Source organism: Nocardia abscessus, assembly GCF_015477775.1.
Lineage (GTDB): Bacteria > Actinomycetota > Actinomycetes > Mycobacteriales > Mycobacteriaceae > Nocardia > Nocardia abscessus_A.
Window position 1 is genome coordinate 80,863 of record NZ_JADLQO010000012.1, and the last position, 14,061, is coordinate 94,923.

The 14,061-nt window shown below is 63.4% G+C and carries 10 protein-coding genes; 4 read left to right on the forward strand and 6 right to left on the reverse strand.

Translation table 11 applies throughout. The features are described 5' to 3' along the window. Nucleotides 1-517 precede the first annotated feature (517 nt). Nucleotides 518-1,483: a pentapeptide repeat-containing protein gene (locus IU450_RS26810; protein ID WP_195152516.1), complete on the forward strand. Its 966-nt coding sequence runs from the start codon at nt 518-520 to the stop codon at nt 1,481-1,483. 328 nt (nt 1,484-1,811) lie between these two features. On the opposite strand, the gene IU450_RS41015 is transcribed toward IU450_RS26810, so the two are convergent. The 3 genes from IU450_RS41015 to IU450_RS26825 form a co-directional block, all read right to left on the reverse strand. Further along, on the reverse strand, nt 1,812-3,047 hold the full coding sequence (locus IU450_RS41015; RefSeq protein WP_195152517.1) for an HNH endonuclease: 1,236 nt from the start codon (nt 3,045-3,047) through the stop codon (nt 1,812-1,814). Nucleotides 3,048-3,473: 426 nt separating this feature from the next. Continuing rightward, complete coding sequence (locus tag IU450_RS26820; RefSeq protein WP_324197841.1) at nt 3,474-4,094, reverse strand: NYN domain-containing protein; 621 nt, start codon at nt 4,092-4,094, stop codon at nt 3,474-3,476. A gap of 332 nt (nt 4,095-4,426) precedes the next feature. Next, nucleotides 4,427-5,644 carry a DNA sulfur modification protein DndB gene (locus tag IU450_RS26825; protein WP_228835170.1) on the reverse strand — a complete coding sequence of 406 codons (1,218 nt, stop codon included), beginning with the start codon at nt 5,642-5,644 and terminating at the stop codon, nt 4,427-4,429. Nucleotides 5,645-6,733: 1,089 nt separating this feature from the next. Between IU450_RS26825 and IU450_RS26830 the strand changes: the two genes are divergently transcribed. Continuing rightward, nucleotides 6,734-9,142, forward strand: coding sequence for a hypothetical protein (locus tag IU450_RS26830; protein ID WP_195152520.1), 2,409 nt, complete (start codon nt 6,734-6,736; stop codon nt 9,140-9,142). 109 nt (nt 9,143-9,251) lie between these two features. Here IU450_RS26830 and ychF read toward each other — a convergent pair whose 3' ends face one another. Together ychF and IU450_RS26840 are read right to left on the reverse strand one after the other, a co-directional pair. Beyond that, complete coding sequence (gene ychF / locus IU450_RS26835; RefSeq protein WP_195152521.1) at nt 9,252-10,346, reverse strand: redox-regulated ATPase YchF; 1,095 nt, start codon at nt 10,344-10,346, stop codon at nt 9,252-9,254. A gap of 226 nt (nt 10,347-10,572) precedes the next feature. Further along, complete coding sequence (locus tag IU450_RS26840; protein ID WP_195152522.1) at nt 10,573-11,496, reverse strand: quinone oxidoreductase family protein; 924 nt, start codon at nt 11,494-11,496, stop codon at nt 10,573-10,575. 407 nt (nt 11,497-11,903) lie between these two features. On the opposite strand from IU450_RS26840, the gene IU450_RS26845 reads away from it, so the two are divergent. Both IU450_RS26845 and IU450_RS26850 read left to right on the forward strand, forming a co-directional pair. Continuing rightward, nucleotides 11,904-12,740, forward strand: a complete 837-nt coding sequence (locus IU450_RS26845; protein WP_195152523.1) for a helix-turn-helix domain-containing protein — start codon at nt 11,904-11,906, stop codon at nt 12,738-12,740. Nucleotides 12,741-12,750: 10 nt separating this feature from the next. Beyond that, nucleotides 12,751-13,173, forward strand: coding sequence for a VOC family protein (locus IU450_RS26850; RefSeq protein ID WP_195152524.1), 423 nt, complete (start codon nt 12,751-12,753; stop codon nt 13,171-13,173). On the opposite strand, the gene IU450_RS26855 is transcribed toward IU450_RS26850, so the two are convergent. After that, entirely contained in the window at nt 13,170-13,964 is a 795-nt protein-coding gene (locus IU450_RS26855) for a carbohydrate ABC transporter permease (RefSeq protein WP_195152669.1), read from the reverse strand. The genes IU450_RS26850 and IU450_RS26855 overlap by 4 nt on opposite strands. Nucleotides 13,965-14,061 lie beyond the last annotated feature (97 nt).

Consider the following 14,061-nt stretch of genomic DNA (forward strand, 5'->3'; position numbering starts at 1 on the left):
GGCCATAGGCACAGACCCTCTCGACGGCACCGACTAGACATTGAAGCGGAACTCGACCCCGTTGACATCCCATACCTGCACGTCAAACCCCCTACTCACACATCGCGTCACGTTCCGAAGCAGAATAACCTCTGCGCCTCTCCTCAACCCAACCAGCGCCGACGCCTCGTGAGATCCGACGCTCCGGCCGCACGGTCCGGCTGACTCTAGCGAACTCAAGTGCGCGCTCATGCCGATGTGCGCGCATCGCACAAGGCAAGCCGAGGTCCTTCGGTCCAAGCGAAAGTCTGCCGTTGGATCGACATTGTGTGCGTCGAAGCCGGGCGGGTTCGCCGGGTCCGCTTCGTAGGTGCTGCCGACCCAGCAGTGATCTTCCAGTCCGACCACGGCGGCTTGAGCAGGGCTGCCGCAGCGTATCAGGGCGGTGCCGCCGAGTGGTGGGTGACTGTCGGCGGGATGTGGTACATCAACTGTCGTGAGTGTTTCAAGCCCTGCCCGCACGGTGCGGCGGCCAATAATGTTGATCACATCCATCCTGCTCGGTGCGTCGTCCGTCGTCATCCTGATTTCGCTAGTTGTCGCACACTCATCACGCGCATTTTGGAGCGTGGCCGCCCAGCCCTTAGCGACGGTTTTCACCGGAACAGGTGCAATCGTGGCCGCCGGTCTCGTGCTTCTCAATGGGCACCTCGGCCGCAAGCAGGAAAGGGGTCAGCACGCCGACAAGGAGCACCGCGAACGGATCAGTACCTTGCACGGTCGGTACTCGACGATCGCTGGCCACATGGCGGATAAGTCGCACACTACAAGGCTTTTTGGTGTGCATGCACTGCTTGCGTTGGCCGACGATTGGGAAGATATCGGCCACGACAGGCAGAAAGATGTCTGCATCGGCATCTTGATAGATTATTTGCGGCATCCCATACCATTTACCGGCGCAAGTAATGCTAATGCCGACGTGCTGGGTGAACGGCAGGTGCGTCAAACAATTATTCGCGCTATTGCAGACCGCCGAGTGCTTCGAATCGAAGATACCGGTGAATCAGTACTCAAGGCTGAACAATGGATGTTCTCCAAAGAATCGAATCTTGCCCACATATCATTGGCGGGCTGCGATTTGTCGCAAATCCGACTGCGTGGAGCCTACCTGGGGAACGCAGACCTTCGAGGCGCGAATTTTGAAGGGTGCGAGTTGCGAGAAGCCAATCTGAACAGTTCAAACCTTTCGTCCGCCTGCTTCTCTCTGACTGATTTGGAGGGCGCAAACTTGGTTGGAGCAAACCTTACGGGTGCGTCCTTGGTGGCGGCTCATCTTGATGGAGCTACATTGTTGAATTCGACCTATTCCCAGACGACCTCTTGGCCCGATGGGAGTACACCGCCCGAGTCATCTCTCTTTATCCAGACTGGTGAGCGTCAGGCAAATGTGCGGTGCCAGTGGTGCGGGCGCTCGCATGGCAGAGATGCCGCAGGACCGATGTGAGACCAGTACGCCTGCTCGCAACACAACCGATTCCTCGCCACACAGTCGCAGATGACAAGAGCTGTCAGAAACTCAGAGCTGGCTTCAGCTCACTCAAGTGCGCGCTCATGCCGCATACCGCGCTGACCGAACGGGCCAGCGCGGGGTGCCGGCGACCGAAAACTGCTGCAGCGATACACGCGCTGCCCTACTTCTTCGCAGACGCTAATCCGCTACGGAATTCGACCCGCTCGCAAGATCCGGAGAACGTCACCAGCGCCAGGCTCACCTGCGTGGATGTACAGGTTGCCCATGCGCACGACACCTCCGCATCCCAGCCCCGAACAACCTAACCTTCGGGTAACGCCGCAGTTCCGGCCCAGGCCTCGTGGCGGTCCCTTGCAGCGACGAGCAACCGCTCACGAAGCTGGTGGCGCGACTGTCCTCGAGTCTTGACCGCATGGCAGTCCGGGCACAGCGCAATCATCTGCACCGGGTGGTCCCGGCCGCCTGTAGCGATGTCGGATACATGATCGACCTCTAGGACGGGTTGGCCCCGGTCAGTGTGATCCGGTGCGGGCTTGCCGCATGCTGGGTTCTCGCATAAACCTCCGCTGCGGAGGATGACAGCTTGCCGAGCTGCGGCCAGTCGGATCGGATCGTTGCCGACTACTGCACGTCGCTTACCGCGAGTGCTCGGTTCACGTCTCGCGACTACCTCGATCAAGTCCTGGTAGGTGCGCTTGGGATCGTCGCTGCCTGCGTCTTCGTCGGCCAGCGTGGGATCGTCATCGAGAATCGCGTCCCCCTCAAGGCCTACGGCCTTGGTCACCGCGGCGTAGTCGAAGTCATCGAAGAATTTGTCGATGATCGCAGCGACAACCCGCATCCGAGCCAAACCAGACGAGCGGAGCAGCTCATAGACCGGCTCGGGAAGCCCACCTTTGGGCTGGTGTTCGTCAAACCACCTGCGCAGCAGCGCATCACCATGAGCGGCAGGAACGGACGCCGAGGAATCGAGTGTCCACAGTCCAACACGACACAGCGCGGCAATAGGGTAGTCCGGGCGTCCCTCGGCGCGCTCACCGGATCTATGGTGTGCGGTCAGCAAAGGAATGAGTTCGGCCTGTGTGCGCTCCCACGTCAACACACGGTCCTCTCCCCGCTGTGCTCGACCGATCGCCCACAGCAGCACGACTGCCTGCTTGAGCATCGGACCGCTCGCCACCGTCGCTGGGCGAAGTGTATCGATCGCGCGGACCAGGTCGTGGACCGTCAATGTGGGAACGCGGTCGATGACGTCGAACCCCAGGCGCTGCAAGATCCCCGCAGCATGGCCCCAGCCGCCGGAGATTTCCGTGGCCTTCAAAGGAGACCCCCCGCTCATGAACGCGTGCGCGGCACCGGCGAGGGCTTTGGAATCGTAGAACTTGCCCTCGTACACGACGAACAATCGCCGAGACCCGGCGAACCCGTACTTAGCAAGGAACTGCTCACGCCCAGCACTATCGAACTCCTCGATCGCCGCGATGACCGCTTCTCGTGTCAGGTCCTTGAGCGCCACGTCGACAAGATAGGCGACCACACCGACAACATGGTCATCTCGTCAAGGATTCGTGCCTAACACACACTCGGGCTGTCTGTGGCCGCTCTATGCCGATTCACTCCGACACCCGCAATCGTCGACGCACGAGAGGACACGCTTGATCGGCGCTATCCGGCGTAATAGTGCCCGTTCGCCAGCGGAGAGACGACATCGGTATCCGGTTCACCAGTCTCCGCTGCGGGCAGGTCTGGCATGTCGTAAGCAATCCCAACGGTATATGGGGTGACCTCCTGACGATGGGCGACGATCGCGGTCACCGGTACGTTCAAGAGCCTGCCGGCGCCCGCTAGAGCCCGTCGACCGAGGTTCGATCGCGATTCTCGATCCTGACTCGCAACGCCCTGCCTTGGACTGCCGCCTGCTCGCGGCGCGCCCTCCCCGCGCCGCTGCCGACCCGGGCTGTCCTCACCTCCACTTCGCCGGTCGCCTCCACGAGAGGCCGGAGGCGCTATCGGTAACCGTGTTCGGTAACAAGGAGTTGCGAATGTGACTCATACCCAGATGCGCAGAGCGGGGCATAAGAGTCTTCAGCTCGGCGGAAAACCGGTCCGGCGGGAACATAGCGATCGTGACAAAGCTCGGATTGACGCGGCGAGCCATCCGTACCGCAGGTGCCAGGTCGCTGTCAGCCGAGATCAACAATGCCGTGTGAATGGACTTACTCGCGGCGTCGGCGACGAGTGAGACTGCAATGTTGACGTCTGTCTCTTTCTCCTCGTGGCGCTGCCACTGCCCTCCACATTGGTGGCATGTCATCGTCTTCGACTGGTATCGCCCCTGGACGATCTCGATCCGGCTGCCGTTCGTGGCTTTCAACGCTGCCAGATAGTCGCTCTGACGCGCCGCGGCCTGTGCATCGTTCAGCACTTGTGCGGTGAAGTAGTGAACCTTGGTCAGGGTGCTTCGCGGGCGAAGGCGCTCGGCAAGTTTGACCAGGTCGAGCCACAGATACTTGTGCGCGCTCTTCGCCTTGAGTCCGTAGTACAGATTGAACCCATCGACGTAGACCGAGAACTTTTCGGACACCGGTATGGCAGCTTTCGGACGTAGGGATGCGTGACGCAGGTCTAGTACTGGGCACACCATCCATACGTTATGATGACTCTGTACCCCGCCACCGCCTCGCGGCGATTGGCTCGACGGCCTCTCCTTGGAGAGGCCGTCTTTGTGTCTAGGACGCCAGAAGTCGCCGGGGGATCTACCGTCGATTGCGACTCCCGACAAGCTCGGGCGAACCTCCGGCCCAGGGAACCGAACCTCACATGAAGAGCGAGGTCGTGCAGACGCTGTTCACGAGGGCCAGTGGACGAAGATTTGCGTTGTCTATCGCAGGGCCAAGCTGGGACTATTCGGCGATGTCAGCTCCCCGCCTCGGTGGTCGTGCTGTACTCCGAGCTGCGCAAACTCAGCTGCTGCTTGACGTTCTCGGCCGCCTGCTTGACGGGCGCCCGGTTCGTTGAAATCTTTCCGTCGCTCGAGACGATGGTGCCCTCCCAGATGGCGGCGTTCCGGCGCCAGTCGATCTCAACTGCCAGACGCTTGTACTGCTCTTTGCGCCACTCCACGTTCGGGTTCTTCCGGATCTCGTAGGCGACCCGAGCGATGACGACGAGTCCGGTGGCGGTCATGTTCACGTACTTCTGCCGGTAGTCGGGAACCTTGGTCGCTGGTCCACCCGACTTCGGCAGATCAGCGATGGCGGCCCATGGGTCCATGTTCTCTGTCAACACGTCGAGGAGTGCGAGCGTGTCCGCCACGAACTCATCTTGCTGGGGGCGCGCCCCGATGAGTTGCTGACTTTGCTTTGCCACCGTGGTCTCGGCAAGGGCGTAGTCGGCGAACAGGAACTCCTTGACGAACTGCCGGACCTGGTTCAGCAGAAACACCGACTGCGACATCTTGGGTAGCGTCTTCGACGTCCTGTCAACCCGGCCGTTGAGCAGCGTGGACTTCTCGACGATATCGGTTAGCACGGCGTTCAGCGGCTCGCGGGTGTTGTAGACCGCAAGGAGGCTTGCCGGGATCTGCTTGGTCTGGGCGGCGTCGGCGAAGTCTTGATGTACGCGCTTGATGTCCGGCTCGACAACGATGACTACGGCCATGCTGTCCCCATCGAACCTCTGCTCGGCGTCGTCGACGAGTCCGACGATCGCGGACCTTCCGCTACCAGTGCCTTTGATCGCCACCAACCGGTGCTGCCCGTCGGTGACCTGGAACCGAGTTTCGTCCCCGATCACCATGAAGCCCATGACACTCTTGAAGTTCCCCCTCGGGACGTGGAGTGCGGGCAACTCGCGCGCGTTCAGCGTCAGCGGCGGCAGGATGTAGTCGGTCGCATTGGACTTCACGTAGTTGTTGATCGTCTTCACGTGGTCTGTCAGGAGCGGACGATTGGTGGCATTTCCCGGGTCGCCCCCCTTTGCCGCCGAGTCTGCGACAACCTGCCGGGCGAGGAACTGATACGGGAACGAAGTCGCGATCATCGTCCGTCCGCCCTGCTGGAACACGGTGCATGGGAACACCCGCGCACCGGAAGCTGCCGCGTCCAAGGACGCGGCACGCTGCGCTTCGTCCAAGCCCTCATGGCGCTTGAGGCCGAATTCGGACCCTGGGGAGCTATTCGTCATGATCGGCCTCTCAGCAATCCGTAGCGGCTAACGCCCTCTTACGTAGAGTACAGCACGTAAGACGTGCGCGTCAATCGCAACGGGACTGTGGCGCCATCGAAATAAGGTATCTGTATCGTCGGTCCAGGTGCAATACCGACCAATTCGACGCACCGCAACATACCACCAGCAACCCCGTGTGACCCAATCGACAGGTTGGCTCAATCAGATGGCCGAGCGAGACACTCCCCCACGGCGGGCAAACGCGCGTTCAATGCCGGTAAAACCACGCACGCCGAATCGGACAGCGCACCGACCCGAGGAACGACCGAGCCCCCACCCAAATGTCAGATGGAGGCTCAAAACCAGCAGCGATACGCGCGTCGCGCTACTTCTTCGCAGACGCTAATCCGCTGCGGAACTCGACCGTCTTGACATCCAATATCCGCACGTCAAACCCCCGGTCCACAACGAACTCCGGTTCCGAAGCCGAATAACGTCTGTACCTGCCTGCCGTGCCCACGGCCGCCAGCACCAGTAGGGGTCCACCTCGGAGCGAGATCAGGCAACAGTATCTGCCACACCTAGACCAGGGCACCGGGCCTCAAACCAACTACGCCACAACTGATCCGACCGCAGCCCAAGCGGCCCAACCTGGCCACAGGCCAACTTGCGGTAGCGCGCCTCCCGCGTCAGGAATGACTGCTGATGCTGAAGGGGGGACCACGTCGACTTCGGCACGGATTCCGTCGCCGAATGTCCCTTCTCGTGGTAGCCGACCGATGCAGCAAACCGCACGGTGGTGGAACTGCTACACGCCGCGGCAGGCGGTTCGGTGCCGGCCGGAACGAGGTCGGTCATTCGCATGGGTACAGGTAGCGGCCTAGCGCGTCGGTGACCGCTTCGACGAGAACGCTCTCGTCGACGACAACGTCGCGTGCCTGAAAGATCTAGACCTCAGCCGGGCGGATGCGCACGCAAGCGCCCGACACCCTTTGACATCGCATTGGTTCCCTGGATCGACGCACGAGTGGGCCACTCCAATGAAAGAGTTGGCGTATGCATGACAGTTGGCCTCTGCTGCGGAATGACCGGCTCAACGGCACGTATTCGATCGAAAGACTCTTCCGTCCACCTACACCGGCCCAGATTGTTGCCAGGGACAACTTTGCCAGTGCGTGCGAAGTGGTTGTCTCACTTTGCGACTCCTGGGGTGGCGCATACATGCCTCTGGTGCCGATAAACCCTGGCCAGCCGATCGATGATCTCTGGGTCCAGCTAGTCGATCGTAGTCCGGTCGACGGGATCAACGAGAGGGACCTAGTTGACACACAATCCCAACTCGGATACGGCTACTTCACGCACACCCCGACAGGGCTCTATTTGCTACGTATGCTGATGGATCTGCCCATCCCCACCAACCACGTGACAGTCCAAACTGCGCGTGGCGTTTCACCTGACGATCCTTGGTACCTCTCATATCTCGGCACCTTCGGCGATCATCCTCCAGAGGTGACGGAGGATCGACGAGAGTGGCACGGAATCGCGGCCGGTTTCAACTATGACGGTGTGGTCCCCATCAAGCAGTTCAGCGGGACGACTGGACCGGCTGACATCCTCAATCGCCTACGTAAACCGAACACCATGACTGCCGTGGAACTTACACTCAGTCGGCTTGGATACACCGAGGCACCAGTCGATCTCGGGTTTCCGTACTCCAATTCTATGGGCCTCCGGGAGTGGGCAGAAAGCTGGCGTTTCGGTCCTAATGTTGTCGTGGTCTATGAACAAGACAGTGTTGAGGACCTCGCCCTACTCTGGTACCTCCGTGCATTGAACGGCTTCCACCGTGGATTCCCGCTCGCGGTTCCAGCAGTTGCCGACGTGCCGGCCGCTCTAAGCTGCTGGCAGCATATGGGAGCACAACGACATTGGGGCTTTGCTGGCGGCGACATGGCAGTCATCTCAGCAAGCGTGGACTCCGATCTCCTCAAGGAGCTAGTAACTAACACCCGCTTCGAAGTGGCATCGGCGTCAGAAGTCTTGCGCCCGCTCGGTGGTTGCCAACTTCATGTTACGGACACTGCTCACTACACCAACGGGCGCGCTGAGATACCGCGCTTTGTTCCAACTGAAATCGAGGCGCTTGGTCGCGCGGCACTGAAAGAGGCGGGTGGTTGGAGCAGAGTCACGACAATTGTCACCGACAGCTACCTTCCGCCAAGCCGTACCTTGAGGCGTAGCGGCTACCCGCACCATGGCTACCTTCATGGCTACATTGCGCAGACCTCGACCAATGACAATATTTTAGAGGTGTTTCACCCTAGCGGGCTAGAGGTTCTGGATGCCCTCGCTCGTGATCAGAGTCAGACTGTTCGCCGCTCGGTACCTGGTCGTGCGGCGGCACAGTTGATTGAAATGATTGGCGGCATGCCAGGCATTACCAGGTTGGCATGCCCAACTGTGACCATACTCCTTGGCGAACTTACCCGTGGCCGGAGCAGCAGCATCGTCAAGAAGCAGCTCCGCCAGTTCTTGAAGGTGGAGAACGATGCCGAGACAAAAAACGACCGCTACCGCCTCCTCGAAAGCCGCCTTGAGGAGGCGCTGGCGAAGCCAGACGTCGAAGATGTCGGCTACAAGACCGTCAACGAGATCCGCACGATTGCAAAACTGAGTCGAGAAGCGGGAAATGAGTGGATCCAGTGGGCCAACCGGCGAGGCATGCTACTGCGCGGCTTCCAGTCCTCTTGCGAAAACTGCAGCCACAAGCAATGGAGACCGCTTGCTGATGCCGTCCCTGAGCTTATCTGCCATGGCTGCGGGCAAGTGGTGCCAGACCCGCTTGGTCTCGATACCGCACAGATCCGCTACCGAGCCGGGGAAACACTGCTGCGGGCTATGAATTTCGACGTACTCTCACATGTCCTCGCTTTGCGCTATCTGTGCGAGGTATGGGATGGGAGAGTCGGAGGGGGGCCACGGAACGTCTTCGGCGCATATCCCGGCCTTGAGCTCGTTGATGCCGAAAGCAAGCAAGTCGTTGCCGAAGCCGACGTCGCCGTAATTCTTTCGAACGGACGGTGGATCGTTGGTGAGTGCAAGACGACCGCCCTCGGGCTACGCGAGTCTGATCTTACGAAGTTGTGGGACTTCGCAGATCGTGTCAACGCCCCCGCCACGTTCGTCGCGACGCTACAGTCGTCGGCTGAGTGCGGGGAAATCTGGCAGCGTACGTCCAGCCCAAGCGGTCGCCCACACTTTGCTCTCACCGCTGAGCACCTCTACAACCTCAACTTCAGCACCGTATCCCACTTGGGCAAGGACCCTCTGGCCTGGAGAACGCAATACAACACTTCGGACGGTACGGCTGGATCAGCTGCATCAGATTTCAGCGCATTCCTCAGCAGCGTTGACGAGGACACCACCGCATGGAGGCGTGCACCTTGGACTCATGCCGAGGACTGATAGATTCCCGCTAGTGCCGGCGGAACGCCAGTATCTAAAGGAACCGGCGAACGACCCGGGCCTCCGGGGCTCAGCAGAGTCTCTACCAGCAACGATCAAACAGAACTGCCTACTTCTTCCCAGACGCTAATCCGCTGCGGAACTCGACAACGTCGCCGTCGGCCATGACGTAATCCTTGCCTTCCATGCGGACCTTACCCGCGGCTTTGGCGGCGGCCATGGAGCCGGCTTCGACCAGGTCGTTGTAGGCGACGACTTCGGCCTTGATGAAGCCGCGTTCGAAGTCGGTGTGGATGACGCCTGCGGCCTTGGGGGCGGTGTCGCCCTGGTGGATGGTCCAGGCGCGGGCTTCTTTCGGGCCTGCGGTGAGGTAGGTCTGCAGGCCGAGGGTGTGGAAGCCGGCGCGGGCGAGGGCGTGCAGGCCGGGTTCGGTCTGGCCGATGGATTCGAGGAGTTCGATGGCGGATTCCTCGTCGAGTTCGAGGAGTTCGGCTTCCACCTTGGCGTCGAGGAAGACCGCGTCGGCCGGGGCGACGGACGCTTTCAGCTCGGCGACCTTCGCTTCGTCGGTGAGTACCGACTCGTCGGCGTTGAAGACGTAGAGGAAGGGCTTGGTGGTGAGCAGCGAAAGTTCCTTCAGCAGCTCGGCGTCGACCTTGTCGGCCGCGGCGAACAGGGTGGTGCCGCTGTCGAGGATCTCCTGCGCGGCCTTGGCGGCGTCGGCGACCGGCTTGCGCTCCTTCTTGACCTTGGCTTCCTTCTCCAACCGCACGACCGCCTTCTCCAGGGTCTGCAGGTCGGCGAGGATGAGTTCGGTCTCGATCACCTCGATGTCGGCGCTGGGGTCGACGCGACCGTCGACGTGCACCACGTCGTCATCGGCGAACACCCGCACCACCTGGCAGATGGCGTCGGCCTCGCGAATGTTGGCGAGGAACTTGTTGCCGAGGCCCGCGCCCTCGGAAGCGCCCTTCACGATGCCCGCGATGTCGACGAACGACACGGTGGCGGGCACGATCCGTTCCGAGGAGAAGATCTCGGCCAGCTTGTTCAGCCGCGGGTCGGGCAGCGGAACCACGCCGACGTTGGGCTCGATGGTCGCGAACGGGTAGTTCGCGGCGAGCACGTCGTTCTTGGTCAACGCGTTGAACAGCGTCGACTTTCCGACGTTGGGCAGGCCGACGATTCCGAGGGTGAGACTCACGAGGAACAGAGTCTACGCGGCGCACCGGCTCCCCTCCCCCGCGCCCGCCCCGTCCACACCAGCACGGACGTCCCTTCTGACCAGGACACCCGCCCACCGACCGCAATCACACCGTGTCCCCACACGAGAACTGGACCACGGCGCACCACTACACCTCCACGAGTGGCACATGGCGGAGGGGGCCTCTGGGACTTTGCCGCGACCACGCGCCACTCGCGGTACCCCGTCAGGGGATGAGGACGACTTTGCCGAGATTGGCGCGGGCTTCGATGACGGCGTGGGCGGCGGCGGCTTCCTCGAGCGGGAATTCGGCGTGCACGGCGGGGCGGAGCTGTCCGGAGGCGAAGTATTGCCACAGCTCTTGGCGCCAGTGCTCGTAGCGGTCGGGCTGTCCTTGCGCGATGCGGGCCATCTGGAAGCCGATCACCGATTTCGCGCCGACGAGCAGGTCGTAGGCCTGAATGGCGCCACCGCCGGAGCTGTAGGCGACCAGTCTGCCGCCGGGGGCGAGGGCCGCGAGCGCGGGAGAGAGCAGGTCGCCGCCCACCGCGTCGAGCACGTAGTCGGCGGGAGCGCCCCACGACTGCCTGCCGTACTCGACCACGTCGTCGGCGCCGAGCTTTTGTACGAACTCGGCCTTGGCGAGATCCGACACCGCGCCGACCACACGCGCAGCACCGCGCACCCGCGCCAACTGAAGCGCGAGGTGGCCCACGCCGCTCGCGGCGGCGGTGATCAGGGCGGACTCGCCCTCCGCGGGAGCCGCGGCGTCGAGCGCGCCGAGCGCCACCAAGCCGCTGCGCACCAGGGCGACCGCGTCGACCGCCGACGCTCCGTCGGGGATCGGCGAGGCCATGGCCGCCGAGAGCAGGGCGTAGTCGGCGTAGCCGTGGCCGAACACCAGGCCGGTCACGCGGTAGCCCGGCGCGTACCGGTCGACGCCCTCGCCTACCGCGACCACCTCGCCCGCGACCTCCCCGCCCAGAGCGATCGGTTCGCGCTGCTCACGTACCTTCCGCACCACCGGCAGGGTCACCCCGACCGCCTCGACGCGGACCAGGAGCTCCCCCGGCCCGGGCGTCGGGACCTCGACCGAGACGAGCTCGAGCACCTCGGGACCACCGCTGCGCTCGTACTGCACCCGCCGCATCACACCTCCAGAAATCGTTAGGAGGCGCAACGGTAACCGGGTCGAGGCCGGTGACCCCAGTCAACTACACGCTGTAGTGGTACATCTCACCGTCCCCTGGCACCGGCGGAGAGGCTCCCTGGCAAGCGTTCGCCGTCACGATCGACGCACCCGCCGCGCACACTGCCCGAGACTACGAACCAGGGTCCGTGCCGATTCGCGAGCGGGTTCAACCGGCGCTCGTGCGGCGTCCGCACCGCGGTCGAGCGGAACGTACTGTTCGGCATCCGCATCGCGGCCGGCGACCGAGCCGGCTGCCTGCTCGACCCGGCCACCGACGAATCGGCCATTCACAAGCACGTCGGCGTGGCGAACTGATCGACCTCGCGACGGGCCACATGTCGGTCTCCCGGCGTAGCGTGACCCGTATGGAGCCGACCACGGAGGTGGTGACGGCGCGTCCGGCACCCGCGCTCGCGGCGTTCATCGACCGCTATATCGGCTATCGCATGTCCGGGTTCGCGGCGGGGCTCCATCGCGGGCTGCCCTCGCGGCACATGACGTTCATCGTCGCGATCGGCCCCACGATCGACGTCGTGGAGCAGACCGATCCGCGCCAGGCTCCGCAGAACTACCGGTGCGTGCTGAGCGGCCTACAGGCGAGCACGGCGCTGATCGCGCACGACGGTCGCCAAGAGGGCGTGGCCGTAGCACTGACGCCACTCGGTTGCCGCACCTTGTTCGGCATCCCGGCGGCGGCGCTGTGGGACACGTCGGTCGAGTTCTCCGATGTCGTCGGCCCCGCAGGCCGGGAGTTGTGGGAGCGGTTGCAATCCGCGCCGACTTGGCCGGCTCGTTTCGCCACCTGTGATCGGGTGCTTTCGGCGCTCGCCCATCCGGATCGCGCGGTCGGTCCCGAACTCACCTGGGCTTGGCGCAGTGTGGTCGGTTCGGGCGGCGGCATCGCGATCGGCCCGCTGGCCGAGGAGATCGGGTGGAGCAGGCAGCATCTGACGCGCCGATTCGGTCGTGAGTTCGGTCTGAGCCCGAAGCTCGCCGCCCGGATCACCCGTTTCGAGCGGGCGCGCCGCATGCTCGCGCAGACGCCTTCGTACATCACGATCGCCCAGGTGGCCGCCGCGTGCGGGTATTACGACCAGGCCCATTTGGATCGCGACTTCGCCGACCTCGCCGGAACCAGCCCGACCGGCTGGCTGGCCGAGGAGGTTCCATCCGTCCAAGCCGCCGACGAGTCCGCCGGATGACGATGAACGCATGACGAATCCGACAGAAATCAGCACCCGCACCGCCGTCTGGCCCGTCCTGACCTTCCGCGATGCCCGCGCCATGGCGACCTTCCTCGTCGAGGCGTTCGGCTTCCAGGAGGCCGCGCTCTACGCTCGGGAGGACGATCCGTCGATCGTCGAGCACGCGGAACTGCGCTGGCCGCTGGGCGGCGGCGTCATGTTCGGCTCGGCGGGCAAGGACGACGGACCGTTCGGCACCCGCCCGACCGGCACCGACTCGGTCTACCTGGTCTGCGAGGAGCCGGACGCCTTGTTCGCCCGAGCGACCGCCGCGGGCGCGGAAGTGGTCCGTGGCCTGCGCGACGAGGACTACGGCTCGCGCGGCTTCACGGTCCGCGACCCGGAGGGCAACCTGTGGAGCTTCGGCACCTACTGGGGTTCGACCGACTAACGACCGCCCAGTCCCGACATCGCGATGCCGCGGATGAACGCGCGCTGGGCGATCGCGTAGATCACCAGCAGCGGAAGCAGGATGACGACCGCGGCGGCCATGAGGATCGGCCACTGGGTGTGGTACTGGCCTTGCAGCCGGACCAGGCCCAGTGTCGCGGTGGCCACGCCCTCGCGCTGGATCATGACCAAAGGCCAGAGGAAGTCGTTCCACACGGTGATCCAGGTGAGCACGGCGAGCACCATCAACGCTGGACGGGTGTGCGGCAGCAGGACCCGCCAGTAGACCTGCCAGGTGGAGCAGCCGTCGAGGATGGCCGCCTCCTCCAGTTCCTCGGGCAGCGTGCGGAAGAACTGCCGCATCAGGTACGTGCCGAACGCGCTGCCGAACAGTCCGGGCACGATCATCGCCCACGGCGTGTCCACCCAGCCGAACGCCCGCATCAGCAGGAACTGCGGGATCACCGTGACGGTCAACGGCACCATCAGCGTCGCGAGAAAGGCGAGGAACAGCATGTCGCGCCCGCGAAAGCGCAAGCGCGCGAACGCGTAACCGGCCAGTGAGCAGAAGAAGACCTGCCCCGCCGTGACGCACACCGCGTAGATCGTGGTGTTGAGCAGCATCCGTCCCATCGGCAGCAGATCGAAGACCTTGCCGTAGTTCGACCATTGCGGCCGCTGCGGGAGGAACGCGGCGTCGGCGATCTCCCCGTCCCGCTTCAGCGAGCCGGACACCGCCCACAGGATCGGCAGCAGCGCGCACCACGCGATGCCGACCAGCACGGCGTACATCGCGGTCCCGCGCACCACCCGCCGCACGATCGCGCGGTCGACCCGGCCGGACGCGACGATCGCGCGATCACGCCGGACCGGCAGCGCGCGTCGCACG